The sequence below is a fragment of the Variovorax sp. 38R genome (genome assembly GCF_014843395.1).
Taxonomy (GTDB): domain Bacteria; phylum Pseudomonadota; class Gammaproteobacteria; order Burkholderiales; family Burkholderiaceae_C; genus Variovorax; species Variovorax paradoxus_H.
In genome coordinates this window covers 4965123-4990633 of the sequence record NZ_CP062121.1, presented here as the reverse complement: position 1 = coordinate 4990633, position 25511 = coordinate 4965123, and the positions used below count along the sequence as shown (strand labels likewise).

At 67.7% G+C, this 25511-nt stretch carries 25 protein-coding genes; 24 read left to right on the top strand and 1 reads right to left on the bottom strand.

Annotated features, from left to right (window positions below; genetic code table 11):
• The first annotated feature begins 262 nt into the window (after nucleotides 1–262).
• From fliE to IG196_RS22970, 24 genes are all read left to right on the top strand, one after another.
• On the top strand, nucleotides 263–583 hold the full coding sequence (fliE, locus tag IG196_RS23085) for a flagellar hook-basal body complex protein FliE (protein WP_192193168.1): 321 nt from the start codon (nucleotides 263–265) through the stop codon (nucleotides 581–583).
• A gap of 164 nt (nucleotides 584–747) precedes the next feature.
• Nucleotides 748–2394, top strand: a complete 1647-nt coding sequence (locus IG196_RS23080; protein ID WP_192193167.1) for a flagellin — start codon at nucleotides 748–750, stop codon at nucleotides 2392–2394.
• A gap of 169 nt (nucleotides 2395–2563) precedes the next feature.
• Complete coding sequence (locus tag IG196_RS23075) at nucleotides 2564–2926, top strand: flagellar protein FlaG (RefSeq protein WP_192193166.1); 363 nt, start codon at nucleotides 2564–2566, stop codon at nucleotides 2924–2926.
• Nucleotides 2927–2981: 55 nt separating this feature from the next.
• Entirely contained in the window at nucleotides 2982–4430 is a 1449-nt protein-coding gene (gene fliD, locus IG196_RS23070) for a flagellar filament capping protein FliD (RefSeq protein WP_192193165.1), read from the top strand.
• 14 nt (nucleotides 4431–4444) lie between these two features.
• Nucleotides 4445–4864 carry a flagellar export chaperone FliS gene (gene fliS / locus IG196_RS23065; RefSeq protein ID WP_192193164.1) on the top strand — a complete coding sequence of 140 codons (420 nt, stop codon included), beginning with the start codon at nucleotides 4445–4447 and terminating at the stop codon, nucleotides 4862–4864.
• The gene (locus IG196_RS23060; RefSeq protein WP_225616770.1) at nucleotides 4864–5229 is read left to right on the top strand and encodes a flagellar protein FliT; all 366 of its coding nucleotides are present in this window, start codon (nucleotides 4864–4866) and stop codon (nucleotides 5227–5229) included. The genes fliS and IG196_RS23060 overlap by 1 nt, the downstream gene beginning before the upstream one ends.
• Before the next feature lie 31 nt (nucleotides 5230–5260).
• Entirely contained in the window at nucleotides 5261–6472 is a 1212-nt protein-coding gene (locus tag IG196_RS23055) for a flagellar hook-length control protein FliK (RefSeq protein WP_192197121.1), read from the top strand.
• The gene (locus IG196_RS23050; RefSeq protein WP_192193163.1) at nucleotides 6469–6753 is read left to right on the top strand and encodes an EscU/YscU/HrcU family type III secretion system export apparatus switch protein; all 285 of its coding nucleotides are present in this window, start codon (nucleotides 6469–6471) and stop codon (nucleotides 6751–6753) included. Before IG196_RS23055 ends, IG196_RS23050 begins: the two co-directional genes overlap by 4 nt.
• 341 nt (nucleotides 6754–7094) lie before the next feature.
• Complete coding sequence (gene flhD / locus IG196_RS23045) at nucleotides 7095–7475, top strand: flagellar transcriptional regulator FlhD (RefSeq protein WP_412556351.1); 381 nt, start codon at nucleotides 7095–7097, stop codon at nucleotides 7473–7475.
• Nucleotides 7472–8062, top strand: coding sequence for a flagellar transcriptional regulator FlhC (gene flhC / locus IG196_RS23040; protein ID WP_101489209.1), 591 nt, complete (start codon nucleotides 7472–7474; stop codon nucleotides 8060–8062). Before flhD ends, flhC begins: the two co-directional genes overlap by 4 nt.
• Nucleotides 8063–8124: 62 nt before the next feature.
• Nucleotides 8125–8985: a flagellar motor stator protein MotA gene (gene motA, locus IG196_RS23035; RefSeq protein ID WP_099791973.1), complete on the top strand. Its 861-nt coding sequence runs from the start codon at nucleotides 8125–8127 to the stop codon at nucleotides 8983–8985.
• 13 nt (nucleotides 8986–8998) lie between these two features.
• On the top strand, nucleotides 8999–9907 hold the full coding sequence (motB, locus tag IG196_RS23030; RefSeq protein WP_192193161.1) for a flagellar motor protein MotB: 909 nt from the start codon (nucleotides 8999–9001) through the stop codon (nucleotides 9905–9907).
• A 52-nt stretch (nucleotides 9908–9959) separates the two neighbouring features.
• Nucleotides 9960–11978 (top strand): chemotaxis protein CheA, encoded by a 2019-nt coding sequence (gene cheA, locus IG196_RS23025; RefSeq protein ID WP_192193160.1) that lies wholly within the window; start codon nucleotides 9960–9962, stop codon nucleotides 11976–11978.
• Between the two features lie 26 nt (nucleotides 11979–12004).
• Nucleotides 12005–13291, top strand: a complete 1287-nt coding sequence (locus IG196_RS23020; RefSeq protein ID WP_192193159.1) for an EAL and HDOD domain-containing protein — start codon at nucleotides 12005–12007, stop codon at nucleotides 13289–13291.
• Nucleotides 13292–13382: 91 nt separating this feature from the next.
• Complete coding sequence (locus IG196_RS23015) at nucleotides 13383–14210, top strand: CheR family methyltransferase (RefSeq protein WP_192193158.1); 828 nt, start codon at nucleotides 13383–13385, stop codon at nucleotides 14208–14210.
• Nucleotides 14207–14800, top strand: a complete 594-nt coding sequence (cheD, locus tag IG196_RS23010) for a chemoreceptor glutamine deamidase CheD (protein WP_192193157.1) — start codon at nucleotides 14207–14209, stop codon at nucleotides 14798–14800. The genes IG196_RS23015 and cheD overlap by 4 nt, the downstream gene beginning before the upstream one ends.
• A gap of 2 nt (nucleotides 14801–14802) precedes the next feature.
• Nucleotides 14803–15894 (top strand): protein-glutamate methylesterase/protein-glutamine glutaminase, encoded by a 1092-nt coding sequence (locus tag IG196_RS23005; protein ID WP_192197120.1) that lies wholly within the window; start codon nucleotides 14803–14805, stop codon nucleotides 15892–15894.
• 39 nt (nucleotides 15895–15933) lie between these two features.
• The gene (gene cheY, locus IG196_RS23000; RefSeq protein ID WP_180288722.1) at nucleotides 15934–16329 is read left to right on the top strand and encodes a chemotaxis response regulator CheY; all 396 of its coding nucleotides are present in this window, start codon (nucleotides 15934–15936) and stop codon (nucleotides 16327–16329) included.
• A 323-nt stretch (nucleotides 16330–16652) separates the two neighbouring features.
• Nucleotides 16653–17285 (top strand): protein phosphatase CheZ, encoded by a 633-nt coding sequence (cheZ, locus tag IG196_RS22995; protein WP_192193156.1) that lies wholly within the window; start codon nucleotides 16653–16655, stop codon nucleotides 17283–17285.
• A gap of 123 nt (nucleotides 17286–17408) precedes the next feature.
• Nucleotides 17409–18551, top strand: a complete 1143-nt coding sequence (gene flhB / locus IG196_RS22990) for a flagellar biosynthesis protein FlhB (protein ID WP_192193155.1) — start codon at nucleotides 17409–17411, stop codon at nucleotides 18549–18551.
• Nucleotides 18552–18612: 61 nt separating this feature from the next.
• On the top strand, nucleotides 18613–20718 hold the full coding sequence (gene flhA / locus IG196_RS22985) for a flagellar biosynthesis protein FlhA (protein ID WP_192193154.1): 2106 nt from the start codon (nucleotides 18613–18615) through the stop codon (nucleotides 20716–20718).
• Nucleotides 20715–23057 (top strand): flagellar biosynthesis protein FlhF, encoded by a 2343-nt coding sequence (gene flhF, locus IG196_RS22980; protein ID WP_192193153.1) that lies wholly within the window; start codon nucleotides 20715–20717, stop codon nucleotides 23055–23057. The genes flhA and flhF overlap by 4 nt, the downstream gene beginning before the upstream one ends.
• 5 nt (nucleotides 23058–23062) lie before the next feature.
• Nucleotides 23063–23866, top strand: a complete 804-nt coding sequence (locus IG196_RS22975; protein WP_192193152.1) for a MinD/ParA family protein — start codon at nucleotides 23063–23065, stop codon at nucleotides 23864–23866.
• Between the two features lie 25 nt (nucleotides 23867–23891).
• Nucleotides 23892–24626, top strand: coding sequence for an RNA polymerase sigma factor FliA (locus IG196_RS22970; protein WP_192193151.1), 735 nt, complete (start codon nucleotides 23892–23894; stop codon nucleotides 24624–24626).
• A 6-nt stretch (nucleotides 24627–24632) separates the two neighbouring features.
• Here IG196_RS22970 and IG196_RS22965 read toward each other — a convergent pair whose 3' ends face one another.
• Complete coding sequence (locus tag IG196_RS22965; RefSeq protein WP_192193150.1) at nucleotides 24633–25496, bottom strand: isocitrate lyase/PEP mutase family protein; 864 nt, start codon at nucleotides 25494–25496, stop codon at nucleotides 24633–24635.
• Between the last annotated feature and the right edge of the window lie 15 nt (nucleotides 25497–25511).

Sequence of the window (25511 nt, the reverse complement as noted above, 5' to 3'; positions counted from 1 at the left end):
CCGTCGCGCCGCACAGGGCCGGCGCCGGGGTGAGAGAGAGGATTCGGTAGGGGGATGTCATTCCAGGGGCCGGCGATCTCGGCCAAGGCCTGTTCGTTTCGCGAACGATTTTCAGCAGGCACCGCCCAATTCGATCGGTCGAACAGCCGGGGGTTTTGCCCTCAGTTGCGCGTTTGAATCGGGGTTCTCCCTTGGTACGCTGCCTGCCGGTTGGAGGGCTCGCGCGCTCCGTGTCAAGTCAGCTGGAAGTGAACTTTTCCCCATGTCCTCCATCAATGCCATCGAATCCGTCCTGCAGCAGATGCGCGCCACCGCGCTCGCCAGCGGCATGGGGCCTGCGACCTCTGCGCCGGCCGGCGCGGGCAGCTTCGCGGCCGAGCTGCAACGCTCGCTCGCCAACATCAGCGGCGCGCAGCAGCAGGCCTATGCGCAGGCCGAATCGTTCGAGCTCGGCAAGCCCGGCGTGGCGCTCAACGACGTGATGGTCGATCTGCAGAAGGCCAACGTGGCGTTCCAGACCGGGCTGCAGGTGCGCAACCGGCTGGTGACGGCTTATCAGGAAATCATGGGCATGCAGGCATGACGAGGCAGGGTGGCGACGTCAAACTTTTTTCGTCGTCGCCCTAAAGGTTTGCGGACACCCGCCGATATCCCCTTCAACGATGGCTTGAGTCTCACCGTGGAAGCGGGTCCAGCGTTACGGCCGATGGCCGGAGTCCACAACCTTTTGTCAATCAGGAGTCGAACATGGCGCAAGTCATCAATACGAACAGCCTTTCTCTTCTCACGCAGAACAACCTCAACAAGTCGCAATCGGCACTGAACACGGCCATCGAGCGCCTGTCTTCGGGCATGCGCATCAACAGCGCCAAGGACGACGCGGCCGGCCAGGCCATCGCCAACCGCTTCACGGCCAACATCAAGGGCCTGACGCAAGCTTCGCGCAACGCCAACGACGGCATCTCGATCGCGCAGACCACCGAAGGCGCGCTGACCGAAGTCAACAACAACCTGCAGCGCATCCGCGACCTGTCGGTGCAAGCCGCCACCGGCACCAACTCGGCCACCGACCTGGACTCGATCCAGTCGGAAATCGGCCAGCGCCTGGACGAAATCAACCGCGTCTCGGAGCAGACCCAGTTCAACGGCGTGAAGGTCCTGTCGGCCAACGCCGGCAAGCTGACGGTGCAAGTGGGCGCGAACGATGGCGAAACCATCGACATCGACCTGAAGGAAATCAGCGCCAAGACCCTGGGCCTGGAAAGCTTCAACGTCAACGGCACGGGCACGCTGAACAAGGCTGCCACCAAGGACGACCTGACGCTGGCTGGTGCCGTCGCCAACGGCGCGCCGGTCAACGGCACGCAGAAGTACGACGTCACGGCCACCAACACGCTGGCCACGCGCAGCCAGCTGCTGGCGGGCGCCAAGGCTGGCGACTCGGTCGTCACCGCTGGTTCCACCTACACCTACGACGCAGCCAAGTCGAAGTTCACCTTTGGTGAAACGGGCCGCACGAACGCCGCCACGATCGCTTCGCTCCAGCCCGCAGCGGGCGAGAGCAAGACCGCAACGGTCACCATCGGCGGCAACTCGCTGGGCGTCAAGATCGACAGCGCAGGCACGATCACCGCGACCGACGGCTCGGCATTGTTCGTTGATGGCTCGGGCAACCTGACGCAGAACAGCGGCGGCGCCGGCGTTCAGGCAGCCACGCTGACCAGCCTGACGACCAGCATGGCGTCTGGTACCGGCACGGGCGGCACCATCAAGGTCGGCGGCACCACCTACACGGCGACCGCCGCTGCAGCCAACTTCGACGTGACCGGCGACGAAATCTCGGCCGCCGCGCTGAACGACAAGCTGGCTGCAGGTGCCGGCACCGCCGTGGCGGCATCGACCATCGGCGGCGTGGCAGGTGTCACGATCACTGCTGGCGGCACGGTTGCAGGCGCCTACGTGGGCGCCGACGGCTCGCTCGGCAACTCGCTCACCACCGTGTCGACCTACAGCGTGCACAGCAACGGCGCAGTGACCGACGGCGCTGGCAATGCGGTCTACGCCGATTCGGCCAAGGCCGGCGCCTTCACGCTGAACGCCCGCAGCGGCAGCTCCTCCACCGTTGACCCGCTCAAGGCCCTGGACGCTGCCCTGTCGAAGGTCGACCAGCTGCGCTCCTCGCTGGGTGCGGTGCAGAACCGTTTCGACTCGGTGATCGCCAACCTCGGCACCACCATCACCAACCTGTCGTCGTCGCGTTCGCGCATCGAAGACTCGGACTACGCCGTGGAAGTGTCAAACATGACGCGCGCGCAGATCCTGCAACAGGCCGGTACCTCGGTGCTGGCGCAGGCGAACCAGACGACGCAAGGCGTGCTCTCGCTGCTGCGTTAATTCGCGAAAACCGCCGGGCGCGCCTCACGAGGGTGGCGCCCGGTGTCTTTGTTTTTTGCTCGCAGGCCTTCGGGGACACCCGAAGCTGCCTGCGTTGTCCTGTGCGGCCACGTGGTCGGCGAGGCCGCACAGGACAACGAACACCAGAAGAAGAAACGGAACGCAGACCATGTCCCAGCCCGTACCCGCCGCCTCTGCCGCGACAGAAAGCCCCTGGCTGCAGCAACTGCTCGCCGGCCGCACCGGCGGCGCGGCGACGGCTGCCGCCGAGGCCACCGCACTGCGCAAGGCCGAGGTCGAAGAGGCGACGCCGGTGCAGATCGAGATGGCGGTGAAGTCCGTCAACGCGTCGCTCGAAAGCCGTTCGATCAGCCTGCAGTTCGAGGTCGACCGTGACACCGACAAGCTCATCGTCAAGGTGGTCGACCGCAGCAACGGCGAAGTCATTCGCCAGATTCCGACCGAAGAGGTCGTTCGCATCGCCAAGGTCATGGACCAGCAGGCCGGGCTGCTCGTGAGCCAGCAGGCCTGACGGCGCGCTTCTTCCAGACCGCTTCATTTCATCCGCTTTTCAGGACACCCTCGACATGGCATCGATCAGCAGCATCGGCGTTGGCGCCAACCTTGACCTGGGCGCTTTGCTGACCCAGCTGCAGACGGCAGAAAACCAGCCGCTCGTGGCCCTGAAGGCCAAGCAGACCAGCTACAACAGCAAGCTCTCGGCCTACGGCACGCTGCAAAGCGCGCTCACCGGTATCCAGTCTGCCGCCAAGAAGCTGGGAGACCCGGCGCTGTTCCAGGCCATCACCGGCACGCCGAGCGTGAGCGGCATCCTGGCCGCCAGCGGCACCGACCCCCGCTCGGCGGGCACCTATGCCGTCGACATCTCGCAGCTTGCGCAGGCGCAGTCGGTCATCGCGAAGGGGCAGACCAACACCACCACCGCGATCGGCAGCGGCAAGATCACCATCGAATTCGGCAAAGTGGCTGGCGGCACGCTGGACCCGGTGACCGGGCAGTACACCGGTGCCACCTTCGACAAGGACACGACACGCGCGGCCAAGCCGATCACCATCGACGCCAGCAACAACACGCTGGGCGGCATCCGCGATGCGATCAACGCGGCCAACGCGGGCGTCTCGGCCACCATCGTGAACGACGGCAGCGGCACGCCCAACCGGCTGGTGCTCACCTCCACGCAGACCGGCGAAACCTCGGCCATGCGCATCTCGGTGGACGGCGACGCCGCGCTGCAGAACCTGCTGAACAACGACCCCGCCGGCACGCAGAACCTGCAGCAGACCGCGGCGGCGCAGAACGCGAAGCTCACCGTCAACGGCATCGCTGTCACCAGCACGACCAACTCGGTGACCGACGCCATCCAGGGCACCACGCTCACGCTGGTGCAGACGGGCAAGCTCAACCTCGTGATGAAGGCCAGCACGACGGCGGTGAAGACGGCCATCACCGATTTCGTGAAGGCCTACAACGCGCTGCAGAGCACCGCGAAATCGCTCACGGCCTTCGACGCCGAAGCCGAGACGGCCGCGCCGCTGGTGGGCGACTCGACCTTGCGCAACCTGCAGACGCGCATCCGCCAGGCGCTCACGAGCCCGCAGCCCGGCGGCGCGAACGACCTGAAGGTGCTCACGTCCATCGGCATCTCGTTCCAGAAGGACGGCACGCTGGCGATCGACAACGACAAGCTCGACAAGGCGATCGACACCAACCTGGAAGGCGTGTCGAAGCTCTTTGCCAGCGACACCGGCAGCACCACCGGCTACGGCAAGCAGCTGACCGCGGTGATCGACGACCTCACGGGCAGCAAGGGCGCGCTCAAGGCCGCCACCGACGGCGTGACGACCTCGCTCAAGCAGCTCGACACCCAGTACACCGCGATGAAGGAGCGCGCCGACGCGACCGTGGAGCGCTACCGCAAGCAGTTCGTGCAGCTGGACGTGGCGATGAGCAGCATGAACAACACGTTGAAGTACCTCGCGCAGCAGTTCGACGCGATGAACGCCAGCAAGGGCTGAGGACAGCACGCCCCATGTACAGCTCTCACCACTCCCGCACCGGCGCCGGCGTCTACGCGCGCGTCGGCATCGAGACGCGCGCCATGAGCGCGTCGCCGCTGCAGCTCATCCACATGCTGTTCGATGGCGCGAAGACCGCCATCGGCGCGGCGCGCCTGCACATGGCGGCGGGCGACATCGGCGCCAAAGGGCAGGCGATTTCGAAGGCGATCAACATCGTCGACAACGGCCTGAAGGCCAGCCTCGACGCCGAAGCGGCCGGCGAGGCTGGCACCGACATCGTCGGCAACCTGTCGTCGCTGTACGACTACGTCGTGCAACGCCTGCTGCTGGCCAACCTGCGCAACGACGTGCAGGCGCTGGACGAGGCCGACCGCCTGCTCGACCACCTCGCTTCCGCCTGGCGGGAGATCGACGACAGGCCTTCCAACTGATGATGCAGAGCGTGACCTGGGGGCAGGAACAGATGGCCGTGCGCAGCGAGATCGTTCATTGCTACGAGCAGCTGGCCGCGTGCATCTCGACGATGCTGGCGCTGGCCCGTGCCAAGGATTGGGGGCAACTGCCCGAGCTGGAAGCGCGGTGCTCGGCGTCGGTCGAGCGCCTGAAGGCGATCCAGCCGCTGGCGTCGCTGGAGCCCGCGCAGCGCGACCTGGTGCTGCGCCTGCTCGAGCGCATCTGCACCGAGCAGGCCGAGCTGTCGGGGCTCATCAAGCCGCAGCTCGACGACCTGATCCGCCGCATGGATTCGCTGAACCACCAGAAGAACCTGGGCAAGGCCTACGGCCTCGCGCACTGACGCGAACCGACAGGACAACACCACCGTGGCCATGCTGGGACTCACCGGACTGATCGATGCACTGATGGCCGCGCGCCTGACGCCGCGGCTGGACCTGCTCGGCCTCAAGCCGGAGACCACGGTGGGCGCGCCCGGTGCGGCGGTGGCCGTGCCGAAGACGGCGAACGATGTGCGCCTGCCGTCGCGTGCGGCGCTGGACCGGCTGGTGCCGTCGGGAGCGTCCGGTGGTGATGTGGCTGCGCCTTCGGCTGGCGGTGCACCGTCTTCCATCGACACGCGCCTGTCGGTGGCTGCGCGTGTGATCGGCGCGGTGCTGGCCGACCTGCAGGCCGAGCCCGGGCCGGTGCGTGGTGAGGCGCCGTTGTTGCTGCCCGTGGCGCGGCAAGGCGCGAACACCGCAGCACTCGCGGGAACGCTGGCACAGACGGTGTCGGACAGCGGACTTTTCTACGAATCGCACCTCGCCGAGTTCGCTGCGGGAACCCGCACGTTGGCGCAGATGGCGCGGGAGCCGCAGGCGCGTTGGGCGAGTCCGATGATGGTGGCGACATTGGTAACAGCAGGGCAGGGCGTGGTGGCCGCTGCGACGGCGTTGGCGGTGGCTGACATTGCGACCCCGCCCGCGCCGAATGCAGCGGCGCAGGCCGACGCGCCGGAATCTGAAGTCCCGCAACCTGCGCGTGGGGTCGCGCGAAGCGAGACCGTCGCCGCTCCCGCACCGGATGCGGCGCGCGTGCAAGCGGCTTACGGTGTGTCCGACACGGCGCAGGAGATGCCCGCGCCCCGCATCGCAGAACAAGCACGCGCCACAGTCGACGTCGCCAGCACGCCCACCCCACGCAGCGCCGAAGTGATTCATTCGCAAGCCGTCACCGTCGTGCATCAACAGCTCGACCTGCTGGCCAGCGCCGCCTTCAGATGGAACGGTCAGGCCTGGCCCGAGGTGCCGATGGCGTGGTCGATCGAGGAAGAGCAAGCCAGGTCCGGCACACGCGAAGGCGAGCCACCCGACGAAGAAGGCGCACGCCGCTGGTCGACCACCGTGTCGCTCGTGCTGCCGCGCCTGGGCGAAGTCGATCTGCGCCTGAGCCTCAGCGGCCCGACCGTGCAGGCGCATCTGCATGCGCGCGAAGACAGCACCGCGGCCCGCCTGCGCGGCGACGCCGGCCGGCTCGCGCAACGTTTCGAAGCCGTGGGCCTTCAGCTGCAGCAGTTGCAGGTCACGGCGAAGGACGCTGCATGACCGACGACCTTCGCAACCGCCACACCGCCGTCGTGCTCTCGCATGCAGACACGCGCAAGGCGCCCGTCGTGGTCGCGAAGGGCTATGGCGTGGTGGCCGAATCGATCATGCGCGAGGCGCGCGCGCACGGGCTCTATGTGCATGCGTCGGCCGACCTCGTGAAGCTGCTGATGCAGGTCGACCTCGACCGCCAGATTCCGCCGCAGCTGTACCAGGCAGTCGCGGAAGTGATGGCCTGGATTCACCGGCTGGAAGGCGGTGCCGAGGCTGCGGCGCCTTGATGGGCTGCTCTTCTATGGAAAGTCATTGATCTATTGAGGGATTTAAATAACCCGCCCGCCGATTAACGCCGGACGGCGCTCGATAGTCTTTTTAAATTCAATTGGCGAGATGATTGCCAATGCCGGAATACACACGCCAGTAACAATTGCTTGCGCTGCCTGAGCACTCGCACGCACCGTGCATGAAACCGATTCCCTAGAGGGAAGGTCGGGCTTTCCTGTCGACCGTCCATTTAACTTTTTGGGCTACTTTGTCTTCTAAGTGTAAATAAGTGTGTATATAATGTATACATGTTGGATTGGACGGCGGAGTCGACATGGAATCGGAAATGGAAGTAGACGTGGAAAATTGCAATGTCAACGCAGGCGGTGTGATTTCGAAGGAAATCGGCGAGATCAATCTGGCCTACATGCTGCTCGCGCAGAAGCTGGTGAAACGGGATCGGGCCGAGGCCATGTTCCGCCTCGGCGTGGGGCGCGAGCTGGCCGATCTGCTCATGAACATGTCGCTCAGCCAGATCGTGAAGCTGGCCGCGTCCAACTTCCTGCTGTGCAGCTTTCGCCTGGACGACCGGCCCATGTTTGCCGTGGTCGGCGAGGGCAAGGAGTCGGCGCTGCAGCAGGCCCACATGTCGATCCTGATGAGCGCGCGCCAGGCGCAGGCACAAGCGCACGCCCACACCCCGTCGCAGATGCGCAAAGCGGGTTCGGCCAGCGCATGACTGCCAAGAGCATCCTGGGCGAGGTCCGGCAGGTGCAGCTCGCGGTCGAGCTCATCGGCCTGGGTGCGCGCCTGCAGTTCCTGGAGGCCGTGGTCGCGCTGAGCCGCGAGCGGCTGATCCGCCTGTACAAGGAACTCAAAGGCGTCTCGCCGCCCAAGGGCCTGCTGCCGTTTTCTACCGACTGGTACATGACCTGGCTGGCCAACATCCACTCGTCGATGTTCTACAACATCTACCGCTTCATGCGCGACGAGGCCGGCGAGGACGAGCTGCCCGCGCTCATCAAGGCCTACCGCCTGTACACCGAGCAGGTCGAATCGCAAGGCAGCGAGGTCGTGCTCGACTTCACGCGCGCCGAGACCATGGTGCGTTTCTTCGACAGCGACATGCTGCAGCTGAGCCCGTGCAGCCGCTGCGGCGGCCACTTCGTCGCGCATGCCCACGACCACAAGCACGGCTATGTGTGCGTGCTGTGCCGTCCGCCTTCGCGCGCGGGCAAGGCGCGCAAGCCCAAGCTCGCGCCCGTGCGCCGCACCGGCCTCATCGCCGGCGGCCCGGTGCTCGACATCGGCGGCGCCGTCTCGTGAAAGTGCCCCGGCGCCCGGCGCGGGTTTTTTGTTTTGGACGCCTCAGGGCATAGGGGAAGCGCGTGCTGGTTCTGTTGGGATATCTGGTGGTGATCGGCGCCGTGTTCGGCGGCTACGGCCTCATGGGCGGGCATTTCGGCGTGCTGTTCCAGCCGGTGGAGCTGCTCATGATCGGCGGCTCCGCGCTCGGCGCATTCATTGCGGGCAACAACGGCAAGACCATCAAGGCGACCATCCGGGAGCTGCCGTTGCTGCTGCGTTCCTCGAAGCACAACCGCCAGCTCTACATGGACCTGCTGGCGCTCTTGTACGAGCTGCTCGCCAAGGCCCGCAAGGAAGGCATGATGAAGCTCGAGTCCGACGTGGAAGCTCCGGCGCAGAGCGAAATCTTCAGCCGCTACCCGACCATCCTGGCGCACGAGGGCATCACCGTGTTCCTGTGCGACTACCTGCGCCTGGTCATCAGCGGCAACACCGACGCCCACGAGATCGAGGCCCTCATGGACCACGAGATCGAAACGATCCGCCACGAGGCCGCCGTGCCCGGCCACAGCCTCTCGCGCGTGGGCGACGCGCTGCCCGCGCTGGGCATCGTCGCGGCCGTGATGGGCGTGGTGCATGCGCTGGGCTCGGCCCACCTGCCGCCTTCGGAAATGGGTGCGCTCATCGCGCACGCCATGGTCGGCACCTTCCTGGGAGTGCTGCTGGCGTACGGCTTCGTGTCGCCGCTGGCCTCGCTGATCGAGCAGAAGGTCGAAGAGGCCATGAAGGTTTATCAATGCGCCAAGGTCACGCTGCTGGCCAGCCTGAACGGCTACGCGCCGCAGCTGGCCGTGGAGTTCGGCCGCAAGGTGCTGTTCTCGACCGAGCGCCCGTCCTTCACCGAGCTGGACGACCACGTCCGCGAAGTCAAGGCGCGCTGACCTGCCAACCGCCATGAGCGACGCGAAGCCCCGCATCATCATCAAGCGCGCCCACGGCGGCGGGCATGGCGGCGGCCATGCAGGCGGCGGCTGGAAGATCGCTTATGCCGACTTCATGACGGCCATGATGGCCTTCTTCCTCGTCATGTGGCTGCTGTCGATCTCGAGCCCGAAGCAGCGCGAAGGCATTGCCGAGCACTTTCGCATGCCGCTGCGCGTGGCGCTGGCCGGTGGCGACAAGAGCAGCATGAGCACCAGCATGATCCCCGGCGGCGGCGCCGACGTGATGCACGCCGAGGGCGAAGTGCGGCACGCCGAAGCTGACAGCGAAGACGCGGCCGACGCGAGCCGCCTGGCGGAGATGAAGAAGAAGCTCGACGAACTCATCGAGAAGAGCCCGGTGTTCCAGCAGTTCCGCTCGCAGATCCTCATCGACATCACTACCGAAGGCCTGCGCCTGCAGATCGTGGACAGCGAGAACCGCCCGATGTTCGAGCTGGCCAGCGCCCGCGTGGTGCCGCACATGCGCGCCATTCTTCGCGAGCTGGCGCCGGTGCTCAACGGCCTGCCCAACAAGCTCACGCTGTCGGGCCACACCGATGCCATCGTCTACACCAACGACCGTTCGTACGGCAACTGGGAACTCTCGGCCGACCGCGCCAACGCCTCGCGCCGCGAGCTGGTGACCGGTGGCATGACCGAGGACAAGGTGCTGCGCGTGATCGGCCTGGCCGACAGCATGCACCTGGACCGCGCCGACCCGCGCAACCCCATCAACCGCCGCATCAGCATCATCTTGCTGAACCACCGCACGCAGGAGCGCATCGAGCGCGAGAACAGCAACGACGCCGGCGCCACGCGCATCGGCCTGCCGCCACCGGCCGCGCAGGCGCGCACCGCGGCGGGACACACGGCGGGATAACAAGAACAAGGAAGTGGCCGCGCGCGCGAGCGTGGGCCCCGGAGCACCACAGATGGACCTCAGTCAATTCACCCAGGCCTTCTTCGTCGAAGCCATCGAGCTGCTGGCGGAGATGGAGCAACTGCTGCTCGACCTCGACGTCGAGGCGCCCGACGGCGAACAGCTCAATGCCATCTTCCGCGCGGCGCACTCGATCAAGGGCGGCGCGGCCACCTTCGGTTTCACCGCATTGACCAACACCACGCACGTGCTCGAAACGCTGCTGGACAGGGCCCGCCACGGGCAGCTGCACCTGAGCGCTCCGATGATCGATGCCTTTCTGGAAACGAAGGACGCCTTGCAAGAACAACTCACCGCCTACCAGGCCGGCAAGGAGCCGGATGCCGACCGGGTCGCCCACATCTGCGGCGTGCTGCAGCAGCTGGCGATGGAGAACAACCACGCCGCAGCGCCCGCGCCGGCTCCCGTGCCCGCACCGGCGCCTGTCGTTCAAGCCGCTGCGCCGGCCGACGAAGGCAGCAGCGACGGCGTGCTGGTCATCCGCTTCGCGCGCCTGTCCGACAGCGAATGCGACCTGCTCGCCGGCGAGCTGACCAACCTCGGAACCGTGCTGACGCGCACGCGCAGCAACGACCAGCTGACCGTGCGGCTCGCCACCACCTGCGACCCCGACGACATCGTGGCCGTGTGCTGCTTCGTCATCGACGAATCGCAGATCGACATCACGCGCGAAGTGGCTGACGTTGCCGCACCCGTGGTCGAAGTTGCAGAACCCGTCGTGCAGCCACCCGCCGCACCGGCCCCTGCACCGGCCGCCGCCGCGCCCGCACCGGCCAGCGCCAAGGAATCCAGCTCCATCCGCGTCGATGTGGAAAAGGTCGACCAGCTCATCAACCTCGTGGGCGAGCTCGTCATCACGCAGTCGATGCTCACGCAGGCCGCGACCGTGCTCGACCCCGTGGCCTACGAGCGCTTTCTGAGCGGGCTGGGTCACCTGGAGCGCAACGCGCGGGACCTGCAGGAATCGGTGATGTCGATCCGCATGATGCCGATGGACTACGTGTTCAGCCGCTTCCCGCGCGTGATCCGCGACGTGAGCGCCAAGCTCGGCAAGCAGGTGCGCCTGGACACCTACGGCAAGGAGACCGAGCTCGACAAGGGCCTCATCGAACGCATCGTCGATCCGCTCACGCACCTGGTGCGCAACAGCCTGGACCACGGCATCGAGGCCCCCGACGTGCGCCTGGCCAAGGGCAAGGACGCCACCGGCCAGCTGCTGCTGTCGGCGCAGCACCACGGCGGCAACATCGTGATCGAGGTGAGCGACGACGGCGCCGGCCTGAACCGCGAGCGCATTCTCGCGAAGGCGCGCCAGCAGGGCCTGCCGGTGAGCGACGCCATGCCCGACGAAGAGGTGTGGCAGCTGATCTTCGCGCCAGGTTTCTCCACGGCCGAGCAGGTCACCGACATCTCGGGGCGCGGCGTGGGCATGGACGTGGTCAAGCGCAACATCCAGGAGATGGGCGGCCATGTGGAGATTCATTCGCGCGGCGGCCAGGGCACGTCGACGCGCATCGTGCTGCCGCTCACGCTCGCCATCCTCAACGGCATGTCGGTGCGCGTGGGCAGCGAGGCCTACATCCTGCCGCTGAGCTACGTGATCGAGTCGCTGCAGCCGCTGCCCGAGCACCTGCATTCCATCACCGCCGACGGCCACGTGATCCGCGTGCGCGGCGAGTACCTGCCGCTCATCGAGCTGCACCGCGTGTTCGACGTGGCCGGCGCGCAGACGCAGCCCACGCAGGGCATCCTCGTGATCGTGCAGGCCGACGACAGCCGCTTCGCGCTGCTGGTCGACGAGCTGCTCGGCCAGCACCAGGTGGTGGTGAAGAACCTGGAGACCAACTACCGCAAGGTGCCGGGCATCTCGGCCGCCACCATCGTGGGCGACGGCAGCGTGGCCTTCATCGTCGACGTGGGCGCCATGCCGCGCTTCCAGCGCGCGCAGGCCGCGAGCGCGGCGGCGCTGGCCGGCGCCGCACGCCGCAGCACCGACGCCCTCGCGTCCTGACACCGATTTATTCGACGGACGGCCGCATGAGGTTCGATTTCTTCCGGCGCCCTGGCGTCGACGGCAACGGCGTGCCCGCTGAAGCAGCTCTCGCCATTCCACCCGCAGTCGGGGCCGACGGCCACGTGGCCTACGCCATGCTGCTCGACGGCAAGCGCCGCGTGGTCGGCTACCGCATGGCCTGGCGCGCAGCCGGGCAGGGCACCGACGCCGGCGCGGCGGCCGGCGTCAAGGCGCTCATGGACACGCTGGGCCTGCACCTGAACCCGGGCGGCCACGGCTGGCTGCTGGGCGGGCAGATGGTGTTCGTCGACGTCACGGTCGATGCGCTGTTCCAGAGCGAGCTGCAGTCGCTGCCGCCGCGCAACGTCGTGCTGTGCATGAAGGCCGACGAGCTGATGGATGCCGACATGCGCTCCATCCTGCTGTTCCTGCGCGAGCAGGGCTTCGGCTTCATGCTGTGCGGCGGCGCTGCGCTGCCGGACGACGAGGAACTGCGCGCCATCGTCACGCACCGCGAGGTGGCGCCCGCCCAGCTTGCGGATGTGTCGCCCGCGGGCCCTGCGCCCATCGCCGCGCGCGTGGCGAACTGGGCCGAGTTCGAGGCCTGCGCCGCACGCGGCGTGCAGGTGTTCGTCGACGGCGCCGTGCGCCTGCCCCCGACGCGCGACAGCGCCGACGCATTGCAGCCCGAGTCGCAGCTCATCGTGCATCTGATGCAGATGATCCTGCGCAACGAAGACGTGCGCGCCATCGAGGGCGCGCTCAAGCACGACGCCGCGCTCACCTACCGGCTGCTGCGCTACATCAACTCGCCCTCGGTCGGGCTGGCGGTCGAGATCCACTCGCTGCGCCATGCGGTCGCCATGCTCGGCTACTCGCCGCTGTACCGCTGGCTGTCGCTGTTGCTGGCCACCAGCAACAAGGTCAGCTCGCCCTTCATGATGAAGAAGGCCATCCTGCGCGGGCGTTTTGTCGAGCTGATGGGGCAGGGCATGCTGCCGCCGAGCGAGGCCGACAACCTGTTCGTCGCGGGCATGTTCTCGCTGCTCGACCAGCTGCTGGGCGTGCCGATGGAAGGCGTGCTGCGCAAGGTGCAGCTCACCGAGGCGGTGCAGCAGGCGATTCTTTCGCGCAGCGGCGTCTACGGCCCCTTCGTGGCGCTGGCCGAAAGCTGCGAGACCGACGACGGCCGCGCGGCCCGGCTGTCGGAGGCGCTCTTTTTGAGTGCCGCGCAGGTCAACGCCGCGCAGCTGTCGGCGCTGGTGTGGGCGCTCGACGCCGGCCCCGCCGTGACCGCGCCGCCTGCCTGACCTCCGGAAATGCAGGGCTTTTGCGCGTCTGATCGACCGATTGGAAACGGCGGTTGCTGTGACCATTGAAAGTCACGCTTCCAGGCTGGCTGTGACGACCGAGTTCCTTTTTACCGACCACGACTTCTCCAGAATCCGGACCCTCATCCATCGCCGCGCCGGCATCGCCCTGGGCGAGCAGAAGCGGCAGATGGTGTACAGCCGGCTGTCGCGGCGCCTGCGCGAGCTGCAGGTGCCCGCGTTCGCGTCGTACCTGGACCAGCTCGAGGCGCGCCACGACGGCGACGAGTGGCAGCTGTTCATCAACGCGCTCACCACCAACCTCACCTCGTTCTTTCGCGAGGCGCATCACTTTCCCACGCTCGGCGCGCACGTGCGCAAGATGACCGCCCCGATCACCGTCTGGTGCGCCGCCGCCTCGACGGGCGAAGAGCCGTACTCGATCGCCATCACGCTGATGGAAGCGCTGGGCGACCGCGCCGGCTCGGCCCGCGTCATCGCGAGCGACATCGACACGGCCGTGCTGGCCAAGGCCGCCACCGGCGTCTTCACCACCGAGCAGGTGCGGCGGCTGTCGCCCGAGCGGCTGCGGCGCTTCTTCAACAAGGGCACCGGCACCAACGCGGGCAAGGTGCGCGTGCGCCCCGAGGTCGCTGCGCTGGTGAAGTTCTCGCGCGTGAACCTGCTGGACGGCGCCTGGTCGGTGAAGGAGCCGGTGGACGCGATCTTCTGCCGCAACGTGATGATCTATTTCGACAAGCCGACGCAGAAGAAGGTGCTCGACCGCTTCGCGCCGCTGCTCAAGCCGGGCGGCCTGCTGTTCGCCGGGCACTCCGAGAACGCGTCGCTCGTCAACCCGGCCTTCCGCCCGCTGGGGCAGACGGTGTACGAGCTGTCGCGCACGCCGGGCATGGCATGAGCCTGGCGAGCCACCACTACTTCGACCGCGATGTCGGGCGCATGGCCGTCAAGCTGCTGCCTTCCGAGTACTACGTGACCACCGACCACACCGTGCTGAGCACCGTGCTCGGCTCGTGCGTGGCCGCCTGCCTGCACGACGCGCAGGCGGGCGTGGCCGGCATGAACCACTTCATGCTGCCCGACGACGGCGAGCCCGGCGTGGGCTCGATGCGCTACGGCGCCTACGCCATGGACGTGCTGGTGCGCGAGCTGGTGCGCGCGGGTGCGCGGCGCGAGCGATTGCAGGCCAAGGTGTTCGGCGGCGGCGCCGTGCTGGCCGGCATGACCACGCTCAACATCGGCGACCGCAACGCCGACTTCGTGCTGCGCTATCTGGAGGCGGAACGCATCGAGGTCGCGGCACAAGACCTGCGCGGACCGCACGCACGCCGCGTGTGCTTTTTGCCCGAGAGCGGCAAGGCCGTGGTGCGCCGCCTGCGCGCGCAGACCGAGGTGCTGCGGGTGCGCCACGACGAAGGCGAGCTGCTGCGCCGGCTGTCGGCGCCCGGCCTGCCGCACGAGATCGACAGAACCAAAGGAAGCCGGTGAGCCTGACAAGCAAGAAGAAGATCAAGGTGCTCTGCGTCGACGATTCGGCGCTGATCCGCAGCGTGATGAGCGAGATCATCAACAGCCAGCCCGACATGACCGTCGTCGGCACGGCGGCCGACCCGCTGGTGGCGCGCGACCTCATCAAGGTCACGAACCCCGACGTGCTCACGCTCGACGTGGAAATGCCGCGCATGGACGGCCTGGAGTTTCTCGAGAAGCTCATGCGCCTGCGGCCGATGCCCGTGGTCATGGTGTCGTCGCTCACCGAGCGCGGCTCGGAGATCGCGCTGCGCGCGCTGGAGCTGGGCGCCATCGACTTCGTGACCAAGCCGCGCCTGGGCGTGCGCGACGGCCTGCTCAACTACACCGAACTCATCGCCGGCAAGATCCGAACGGCGGCCAGCGCGCGGCTGCTGCCCACCCGGCCCGCGGCCACCGCAGCGCGCCCCGCCCACGAGGCCGCGCCCGAGGCGCTGCTGCGCAGCCCGCTGCTGAGCACCGAGAAGCTGCTCATCATCGGCGCCTCCACCGGCGGCACCGAGGCCATCCGCGAGGTGCTGCAGCCGCTGCCGCCCGATGCGCCCGCGGTGCTCATCGCGCAGCACATGCCGGCCGGCTTCACGCGCTCCTTCGCGCAGCGGCTGGACGGCCTGTGCCGCATCCGCGTCAAGGAGGCGGAGCAGGGCGAGCGCGTGCTGCCGGGCCATGCCTACATCGCGCCGGGCGGCTTTCACCTGTCGCTGGCACGCAGCGGCGCGAACTACGTGGCGCACCTGGACCAGGAGCCGCCCGTGAACCGCCACCGGCCGTCGATCGACGTGCTGTTCGATTCGGCCGCCAAGCATGCGGGCAAGAACGCCATCGGAATCATCCTCACCGGCATGGGCAAGGACGGGGCCGAGGGCCTGCTGCGCATGCGGCGCGCGGGCGCGCACACGCTGGCGCAGGACGAAGCCAGCTGCGTGGTCTTCGGCATGCCGCGCGAGGCGGTGGCGCTGGGCGCGGTGGACGAGGTGTCGCCCCTGAACGAAATCAGCCGCCGCGTGATGGCGCACCTTCGCACGTTCGGTGAACGCGCGAACCGGGTTTGACGAGTTTGAATAACGACCTGTGGAGTTGGAAACATCGTGATCGATAAGAGCATCAAGATTCTGGTTGTGGATGACTTCCCGACCATGCGGCGCATCGTGCGCAACCTGCTGAAGGAGCTGGAGTTCCTCAACGTCGACGAGGCCGAGGACGGCGTGGCCGGCCTGGAGAAGCTGCGCGGCGGCAACTTCGGCTTCGTGGTGTCCGACTGGAACATGCCGAACATGGACGGCCTGACCATGCTGCAGACCATCCGCGCGGACCCCGAGCTGAAGAAGCTGCCGGTGCTGATGGTCACGGCCGAAGCCAAGAAGGAAAACATCGTCGCGGCTGCGCAAGCGGGCGCTAACGGCTACGTGGTGAAGCCTTTCACCGCGGCGACGCTGGAAGAGAAGATCACGAAGATCTTCGAGAAGCTGGCCAAAGAGGCGGCTTGATGTGGCTTGGGTGTGCGTGCGCTCTGGTTCAGGGCGACGCTCCCGCCGACGGGGTACCTTGCTCCGCGAATGTCCCCCGGGGCTTCGCCCCTCCTCCTTGATTTCGCTGCGCAAGGCACCCCATCGACGTGAGCGTTGGGCAGTGCAGTCGTTGATCGGCGAGCACCCGCAGCGTGTCCCGTGCTCAGGGCACTGGGTGCTTCCCGCAGCGAAATCAAGGAGGAGGGCGAAGCCCGGGGGACATTCGCGGAGGGAAGTACCCGGTGGCCTGTGCACGCACCCTGAAAGAACAACAGCAGCGCACAACGCAATGGACAACTGACATGAACGACAACGCCCCGGAACCCGCCAACACCACCGAAGAACTGCTCGGTCGCATCGGCCACCTCACGCGCCAGCTGCGCGAAGGCCTGCGCGAGCTGGGCCTGGACAAGCAGGTGGCCAAGGCCGCGCAGGCCATCCCCGATGCGCGCGACCGTCTGAACTACGTGGCGGCCACCACCGAGCGCGCGGCGCATCGCGCGCTCAACGCCATCGACGTTGCCCAGCCGTTGCAAGAGGCATTGGCGACCGATGCCAAGGCCCTGACGCAGCGTTGGGACCAGTGGTTCGAGAACCCCATCGAACTCGACCACGCGCGCGAGCTCGTGCTCGACACGCGCGGCTACCTGAGCGACGTGCCGCAGCGCGCGAGCGCCATCAACACGCAGCTCATGGAGATCCTGATGGCGCAGGACTTCCAGGACCTCACCGGCCAGGTCATCAAGAAGATGATGGAAGTCGTCAACGACGTCGAGACGCAGCTGCTGCAGGTGCTCATCGACAACTCGCCGCCCGAGAAGCGCCACGAAGCGGCGCAGAGCCTGCAGAACGGGCCGCAGGTGAAGGCCGGCAACCCCGATGCCGTGACCGACCAGTCGCAGGTCGACGACCTGCTCGAAAGCCTCGGGTTCTGAGCCGCTTGATTGGCCGAATTGCAGGGCGATACCGGCCCTGATCGGGCGATTGTTCCGAACCACCGGATTCAATAATTTGGGTCTGGGCAAGGCGTACTTCGCCAGTGCTGGTTCGGAGCATGAATGGCTGAGGAAAGCGATCTCGAGAAAACGGAACCCGCCTCCGAGCGGCGCCTGGAGAAGGCGCGCGAGGAAGGCAATGTGGCCCGTTCGCGCGAGCTCACCACCTTCGTCATGCTCGCCACCGCGAGCGCCGGGCTGTGGTTCGCCGCGGAGCCGCTCGGCGCGAGCATGAGCGGCGCGCTGCGCCACGGCCTGCAGTTCGACCGCGCCAGCGCCTTCGACCCCGCGCACATGCTTTCGCAGAGCGGGCGCATGGTGATGCAGGCGCTCTTCGCCATCGGGCCGCTGTTCGCCATGATGGTCGTGGCCGCGGTGGCCGCGCCGCTGATGCTCGGCGGCTGGATGTTCTCCGGCAAGGCCGTCGCACCGAACTTCGGAAAACTCAATCCTCTGGCCGGCATCGGCCGCATGTTCTCGGCGCAGGCGCTGGCCGAACTCGTGAAGGCGCTCGCCAAGTCGGCGCTGATCGGCGGCGTGGCGTGGTGGGTCATCGTGGACGACATCGAGGCCGTGATGGCGCTCATGTCGCAGCCCGCGCACGAGGCGCTGCCGCATGCGCTCGTGTTGGTGGCCAAGCACTGCGCACTGATTGCTGCCACGCTCTTCCTCGTCGCGCTCGTCGACGTGCCGTTCCAGCTCTGGAACTACTACCGCAAGCTGCGCATGTCGCGCGAAGACGTGCGCCAGGAGCACAAGGAAAGCGAAGGCGATCCGCACATCAAGGCGCAGATCCGCCGCCAACAACAGCAGATGGCACGCCGCCGCATGATGACCGAGGTGCCCAAGGCCGACATCGTGCTCACGAACCCGATGCACTTCGCCGTTGCGCTGCAGTACCTGGACAGCGACATGCGCGCACCGCGCGTGGTCGCCAAGGGCACCGAGCTGGTGGCCGCGCGCATCCGCGAACTGGCGAAGGAACACAAGGTCGCGATCCTCGAAGCGCCGCCGCTCACGCGCGCGCTCTACCGGCACACGAAGCTGGGCGAAGAGATTCCGGCGGGCCTGTACACGGCCGTGGCCGAGGTGCTGGCGTGGGTGTACCAGCTCAAGCGCTGGACCAGCGAGGGCGGTGAGGCGCCGCGCACGCCGACGGACCTGCCGGTGCCGGCCGATCTGCAGTACTCGCCGGACGCCGCATGAGCGCCGCGCCGGGCCGCCCCAAGCAAGCTCGCACCGCAGTGCGAAGCACGGAGGTAATTCATTGACCGCGTTGAACGACCTGATGCGCCTGCCGGCGCGGATGTTCTCCGGCTCGCACGTGAAGGGCCTCGCGGGCCCGATCCTCATCATCCTCATTCTGAGCATGATGGTGCTGCCGCTGCCGCCGTTCCTGCTCGACCTGCTGTTCACCTTCAACATCGCGCTGTCGGTGATGGTGCTGCTGGTGAGCATGTACACCATGAAGGCGCTCGACTTCGCGGCTTTCCCTGCCGTGCTGCTGTTCTCGACGCTGCTGCGCCTCTCGCTCAACGTGGCATCGACGCGCGTGGTGCTGATGCATGGCCACACGGGGCCCGATGCGGCCGGCAAGGTGATCGAGGCCTTTGGCCACTTCCTCGTGGGCGGCAACTTCGCGGTGGGCGTGATGGTGTTCATCATCCTCGTGCTCATCAACTTCATGGTGATCACCAAGGGCGCGGGCCGCATCGCCGAGGTGGGCGCGCGCTTCATGCTCGACGCGATGCCGGGCAAGCAGATGGCGATCGACGCCGACCTCAACGCCGGCCTCATCGGCGAAGAGGTCGCCCGCAAGCGCCGCGCCGAAGTGGCGCAAGAGGCCGACTTCTACGGCTCGATGGACGGCGCCAGCAAGTTCGTGCGCGGCGACGCCATCGCGGGCCTGCTCATCATGGTCATCAACATCATCGGCGGCCTGGTGGTCGGCATGGTGCAGCATGGGCTCGACTTTTCCACGGCCGGCAAGACCTACACGCTGCTGGCCATCGGCGACGGCCTGGTGGCGCAGATTCCGGCGCTGGTGATCTCCACCGCGGCCGGCGTGATCGTGTCGCGCGTGACCACCGACGAAGACGTGGGCAGCCAGCTCACGGGCCAGCTCTTTTCCAACCCGCAGGTTCTGTTTCTCACGGCCGGCATCGTCGGCCTGCTGGGCATGATCCCCGGCATGCCGAACCTGGCCTTCCTGCTGATCGCGGGTGGCCTGGTGTGGCTCGGTCGGCGACTGGTGCAGCGCAAGCCGCAGGAGGCGGCGAAGCAGGCCGCTGCAGCGGCGCAAGGTGCGGCGGGCGTGCCCGCCGCGGCCGAGCAGGCCGAAGCCACCTGGGACGACGTGGCGATGGTCGACCCGCTGGGCATGCAGGTCGGCTACCGGCTGATCCCGCTGGTGGATCAGTCGCAGCAGGGCGAGCTGCTGGGCCGCATCAAGAGCATCCGCAAGAAGATCGCGCAGGAGCTGGGTTTCCTGGTGCCGGTGGTCCACATCCGCGACAACCTGGAGATCAAGCCCAACGCCTACGTCATCAGCCTGAAGGACGTGGAGATCGGCCGCGGCGAAGCCTTCCCCAACCAGTGGATGGCGATCAACCCCGGCCAGGTGACGGGCACGCTGACCGGCACGCCCACGCGCGACCCGGCCTTCGGCCTGGAGGCCACCTGGATCGACGCCAATCTGCGCCAACAGGCGCAGGTGTACGGCTACACCGTGGTCGATGCCTGCACCGTGATGGCCACGCACCTGAACCACCTGATCCACACCCACGCGGCCGAGCTGCTGGGCCGCCAGGAAGTGCAGCAGCTGCTCGACCAGATCGCCAAGACCGCGCCCAAGCTCACCGAAGACCTGGTGCCCAAGGTGCTGTCGCTGAGCACGCTGCACAAGGTGCTGCAGAACCTGCTCGACGAAGAGGTGCCGATCCGCGACATGCGCACCATCCTCGACGTGATGGCCGAGCACGCGCCCACGGTGAAAGACCCGACCGAGCTCACCACGCTCACGCGCCTGGCGCTGGGCCGCGCCATCACGCAGCAGCTGTTCCCGGGCGAAGAAGAGATGCAGGTGATCGGCCTGGACGGCTCGCTCGACAGCGTGCTGCAGCAGGCCCTGAACAACAGCAGCGGCATCGAGCCGGGCATTGCCGACAACCTGCTCAAGCAGGCGCAGGCCGCCATCGTGCGCCAGGAGCAGATGGGGCTGGCGCCGGTGCTGGTCGTGCAGCACGCGCTGCGCGTGCTGCTGTCGCGCTTCCTGCGGCGCAGCCTGCCGCAGCTGAAGGTGCTCTCGCACGCCGAGATTCCTGACGCCCGGACCATCAAGATCACCGCCGCCATTGGAGGACGAGCCGTTTGAATCCACAGACTGACGCGCGCGATGTGCGCACCACCGCACGCAAATTCGTCGCGGCCACCGGCCGCGAGGCCCTGCGCCTGGTGCGCGAATCCCTCGGTGCCGAGGCCATCGTGCTCACGCACCGCGCCACGGCACAAGGCGTCGAGATCGTCGCCATGGCCGAGGGCGATGTGCAGGAGACGGTGCAGGCCGCGGTGCCCGCCGTACCCGCAGTTGCGCCTGTCGCGACCGCATCCGCCGATCCCACCGTGCTCAGCGAACTCCATTCGATGCGCGGCATGATCGAGGAACAGCTCGCCAGCGTGGTCTGGAGCGACAGCCAGCGCCGCGACCCGGTGCGCGGTCGCCTGCTGCGCACGCTGCTCGGCGCCGGCTTCAGCGCGCGCCTGTCGAAGGCCATGCTCGAGAAGCTGCCCACGGGTCAGAGCTACGCCGACGGCATGGCCTTCGTGCGCTCCGAACTCGTGCGCGCGGTGCCGGTGCATGAAGACGAAGACGCGCTGTTCGCGCAGGGCGGCGTCTATGCATTGATGGGCCCGACCGGCGTCGGCAAGACCACCACCACCGCCAAGCTGGCTGCACGCTGCGTGATGCGCTTCGGCGCCGACAAGCTCGCGCTGGTCACCACCGACAGCTACCGCATCGGCGCCTACGAGCAGCTGCGCATCTACGGCCAGATCCTCAACGTGCCGGTGCATGCCGTGAAGGACGCGGCCGACCTGCAGTTGGTGCTGCACGACCTGCGCGACCGCCACATGGTGCTCATCGACACCGTCGGCATGAGCCAGCGCGACCGCGCCGTGCCCGAACAGATCGCCATGCTCGGCAGCAGCCAGCGGCCGGTGAAGCGGCTGCTGCTGCTCAACGCCACGAGCCACGGCGACACGCTCAACGAGGTGGTGCACGCCTACCGCCAGGGCCATGCGCTGGCGGGTTGCATCTTCACCAAGGTCGACGAGGCCACGCATCCGGGCGCGCTGATCGACACCGTGATCCGCCACCGCCTGCCGGTGCACTACATCTCGGGCGGCCAGAAGGTGCCCGAGAACCTGCTGCGCGCCGACCGCGTGCAGCTGGTGGACAGCGTGTTCCAGCCGCGCCAGCACAGCCCGTTGTTCGTGCCGGCGGAAGCTGATCTGGCGGACGAGGCCGCGCCTTCGGTGCAGGTGCAGGGTGAGACCGATCGTCTGCGTCTGCGCTACCAGAGCCTGATCCGTGCGATGGCGCACGACGCGCAGGAACTGGCGACGACGGCCGGCGCGCTGGCTGGAGCACACATCGGCTTCGACGGTGCGCGCACGCTTTGGCGTCAGGCCGGTGACGAGGCCATCGATGCCAAGGCCGTGCTGAACGACCTATCGGCGTTCGCGCGCGGCGAAGTGGCTGTGGGTTGCGACACCCACGTGCTCGCGCTGGCCGGACAGGTAGGCCAGCGCGCGACCGACAGCGGCGATGCCTACGTGTGCCACGGCAGCCTGCTGCTGTCGGACCGCAGCGGCCTGCCGCTGGCCGCGCCGAACCAGTGGCTTTCGACGGCTGCGGCGCGCCAGTCGGCACAGCCGGGATCGCGTCAGGCGCAGTGGCTACAGCAACAGGATTTCGGCAAACGATTGGTGCATGTGCTGGGCAAGCCGCCCGCTGTTGAACAGATGCTGGCGTGGCAGGCCGAAGGCACGCAGTGGCTGGCGCGCGCGCCGGGCACCACGGCCGTGACCGACGTGCGCACTGGCGCCGCGACCACGCTCGCGCGCCTGGCTTTCGCGTTCGACGACACGACCGAGCGACCTGTGCGCTATCGCGGCAAGGCCGCGCTGCAATGCGAAGCGCAAGTCGAGGTGTTGCCGCGCGGCGCCATCGACCGCGATGCCATGCCCGCGCTGCGCTGCGTGGCTGTGCGCGTGGTCGATGCGCGCAGCCGCAAGCTGCTGTCGCAGGCCTGCGTGCTCACCAACCTCGGTGCCGAGGTCGGCGCACCGCAGCTCGCGCAATGGCAGGGCTGGGCCGCTGACGCCGAGCCGTGCTTCCGCCTGCTGCGCGACGGCGTGCAGCTCGTGGGCGGCATGGGCGAGCCCGGCGATCCGCACATGATGAAGCGCCTGCTCGTCGCCGGCCAGGTCACGACCACCGTGTGGCGCCTGCTGCAGGCCGAGGGCGAATGGGCCGACCGCACGCGCCTGCTGCTGGGCCAACTCACGGGCCGCGCCACGCGCGCCGGCCGTGCCATGACGGGCGGCGCGCTGTACGCCGGCGTGGGCAAGCTGTTCCTGCTGCTCGATGCGCTGGGCACCGAATCGGCCGGGCCCGCTCAAGCGCCGCGCGCGCTGGAACGCCAGGGCTGAACGCCATGAACGCACGCGTCACGGACCAGGCGGACGGGCTGCGGCGGCTGCTTGGGCAGGCGCCGGTGCGCGTCATCGCGGTGGCGGGCATGGGCCCCGGCGCAGGCGCGACCACGGCTGCGATGAGCCTCGGCGCGGCGCTGGCGCAGCAGGGCAAGGACGTGCTGTTGCTCGACGAGCAGCATCCGAAGCTGCGCTCGGTGTGCGATGTGTGGGCGCTGGGTCCACGCGGAACGCTGGCCGATGTGGCGAGTCGGCGGTTGCGCATCGATCAGGCCGCCGCCAGCGCGGTGTGCGGCGTACAGGTGCTGCCCGCATCACCCGGCGCGATCGTCGACCCGCGCACGCTGTGGCCGCGCGGCATCGTCCTCATCGATGCGGCCTTCGACGACGAAGGCCGCCTGTCGCCGCTGGCGGAAGCCGCCGACGAACTGCTGCTCGTGCTGCAGCCGCACCCGGCAGCCATCACCTCGGCCTACGCGGGCCTCAAGCGCCTGCACCGCGCGCATGCGCTGAAGCAGCTGCGCTTTCTGCTCAACGGTGTGGCCGATGTGGGGACTGCGCAGCAGGTCATGCACAACCTCGCGCAGGCGGCCAGCCGCTATCTCGCGCTGTCGCTGTTGCCCGTGGGCTGGGTGCGCACCGACCCTTGGCTCGCTGATGCGGCGCGGCTGCGCCAGACCGTGGTCGAGGCTTTTCCGGCCAGCGCCGCAGCGGTCGATTTCCGCGCCATCGCCGACGACATGGGCCGCTGGCCGTGGCGCACGCCCGCGCGGCCGGCCGTGTTCCCGCAGGCGCTCGCCGCCTGAGACACGACGACGAGGACGGACGGCCGTGTACACCGCGCAGGGCACCATCGAGAAATCGCATCTGCTGGAGCAACACCAGCCGCTGGTGCGCCGCATCGCGCTGCAGATGATGGCGCGACTGCCGGCCAGCGTGGAGCTGGACGACCTGATTCAGGCCGGCATGCTCGGCCTGCTCGATGCGTCGAGCCGCTACCAGGACCACCGCGGCGCGCAGTTCGAGACCTTCGTCAGCCAGCGCATCCGCGGCGCCATGCTCGACGAGCTGCGCGCCAGCGACTGGGGTTCGCGCGGGCTGCGCCAGTCGGCGCGCGGCATCGAGAAAGCGATCCAGGCGCTGGGCCACCAGCTGGGTCGCGCGCCCACCGAAGGCGAGATCGCGAAGGCGCTGAAGGTCGACCTGGAGACCTACCAGTCGATGCTGCAGGACATCCAGGGAAGCCAGCTGCTGTACGTGGAAGACTTCGCCAAGGGTGACCCAGACAACCCCTTTCTCGACCTGCATGCGCAAGATGCGCGCAAGGGACGCGGCCAGTTCGACGACCCGCTGGCGCGCCTGCTGGAGAGCGGCTTTCGCCACCAGTTGGTCGACGCGATTGGCGAGCTGCCTGAGCGCGACCAGCTGCTGCTCAAGCTCTACTACGAGGAAGAGCTGAACCTGCGCGAGATCGGCGCGGTGCTCGAGGTGAGCCAGTCGCGCGTGTGCCAGCTGCACGGCCAGGCGGTGAGCCGGCTGCGTGCGAAGCTCAAGGACGCGTTGTAGAAAAACTCAACTGGCGTAGCGCGCGTCGAGCGCATCGAGCTCGGGCTTGCGCACCAGCCGCTGTCTTTCAGCGAAGGGCGCGACCAGCGACGGGTCTTCGTCCATGCGCTTCGTGTCGCGCAGCACCGTGAGCGCCTTCTGCATGCCGGCCAGCGCGCCCTGCAGCGCGGCGTTGGCGTACAGCACGATGCCGTAGCCGAGGCCGCCGAGTTCCTCGGCACCGAAGATCGGTGTCTTGCCGCCGATCACCATGTTCATGAGTTGCGGCTTGTGCAGACGCTGCGGCAGCGCGCGGATCTCGTCCGCTGTAGTAACGGCTTCGACGAACAGGATGTCGGCGCCGGCCTCGCTGAACTTTTGCGCGCGCTCGATCGCGGCCTCGAAGCCCAGCGTCGCCGCCGCGTCGGTGCGGGCCATGATGAGCAGGTCGGGGTCGGTGCGCGCATCGACGGCGGCCTTGATCTTGTTGACGGCTTCTTCGGTCGAGATCACGTCCTTGCCCGCGAAGTGGCCGCAGCGCTTGGGCGCGACCTGGTCCTCGAACTGGATACAGTCGGCGCCCGCGCGCTCCAGCACGCGCACCGTGTGGCGCACGTTCAGTGCGTTGCCGAAACCGGTGTCGGCATCGACGATCAGCGGCAGGTTCACGGCGTCGCGGATGCGTGCCGTGTGGTCGGCGATCTCGTGCAGGCCCATGAAGCCCTGGTCGGGCAGGCCGAACCACATGTTGGTGACGCCCGCACCGGTGACGTAAATGGCCTCGAAGCCCAGGTCTTCGATGACGCGCGCCGACAGCGCGTTGAAGGCGCCCGGCACCAGCACGCCGCGGCGGGCCTCGGCCAGGGAACGGAGGGTCTTGCGAGTCGACATCGGAATTTCCTGTGA

Excerpts from the sequence above, each read along its gene's own strand:
- fliS (WP_192193164.1), top strand. The coding sequence starts at position 4,445 with ATGTACAGCTCTCACCACTCCCGCACCGGCGCCGGCGTCTACGCGCGC.
- IG196_RS23075 (WP_192193166.1), top strand. The coding sequence starts at position 2,564 with ATGTCCCAGCCCGTACCCGCCGCCTCTGCCGCGACAGAAAGCCCCTGG.
- IG196_RS22975 (WP_192193152.1), top strand. The coding sequence starts at position 23,063 with ATGAACGCACGCGTCACGGACCAGGCGGACGGGCTGCGGCGGCTGCTT.
- IG196_RS23055 (WP_192197121.1), top strand. The coding sequence starts at position 5,261 with ATGCTGGGACTCACCGGACTGATCGATGCACTGATGGCCGCGCGCCTG.
- IG196_RS23050 (WP_192193163.1), top strand. The coding sequence starts at position 6,469 with ATGACCGACGACCTTCGCAACCGCCACACCGCCGTCGTGCTCTCGCAT.
- fliE (WP_192193168.1), top strand. The coding sequence starts at position 263 with ATGTCCTCCATCAATGCCATCGAATCCGTCCTGCAGCAGATGCGCGCC.
- IG196_RS23080 (WP_192193167.1), top strand. The coding sequence starts at position 748 with ATGGCGCAAGTCATCAATACGAACAGCCTTTCTCTTCTCACGCAGAAC.
- flhC (WP_101489209.1), top strand. The coding sequence starts at position 7,472 with ATGACTGCCAAGAGCATCCTGGGCGAGGTCCGGCAGGTGCAGCTCGCG.
- flhB (WP_192193155.1), top strand. The coding sequence starts at position 17,409 with ATGGCTGAGGAAAGCGATCTCGAGAAAACGGAACCCGCCTCCGAGCGG.
- cheZ (WP_192193156.1), top strand. The coding sequence starts at position 16,653 with ATGAACGACAACGCCCCGGAACCCGCCAACACCACCGAAGAACTGCTC.
- IG196_RS23020 (WP_192193159.1), top strand. The coding sequence starts at position 12,005 with ATGAGGTTCGATTTCTTCCGGCGCCCTGGCGTCGACGGCAACGGCGTG.
- motB (WP_192193161.1), top strand. The coding sequence starts at position 8,999 with ATGAGCGACGCGAAGCCCCGCATCATCATCAAGCGCGCCCACGGCGGC.
- IG196_RS22965 (WP_192193150.1), bottom strand. The coding sequence starts at position 25,496 with ATGTCGACTCGCAAGACCCTCCGTTCCCTGGCCGAGGCCCGCCGCGGC.
- cheD (WP_192193157.1), top strand. The coding sequence starts at position 14,207 with ATGAGCCTGGCGAGCCACCACTACTTCGACCGCGATGTCGGGCGCATG.
- IG196_RS23060 (WP_225616770.1), top strand. The coding sequence starts at position 4,864 with ATGATGCAGAGCGTGACCTGGGGGCAGGAACAGATGGCCGTGCGCAGC.
- cheA (WP_192193160.1), top strand. The coding sequence starts at position 9,960 with ATGGACCTCAGTCAATTCACCCAGGCCTTCTTCGTCGAAGCCATCGAG.
- fliD (WP_192193165.1), top strand. The coding sequence starts at position 2,982 with ATGGCATCGATCAGCAGCATCGGCGTTGGCGCCAACCTTGACCTGGGC.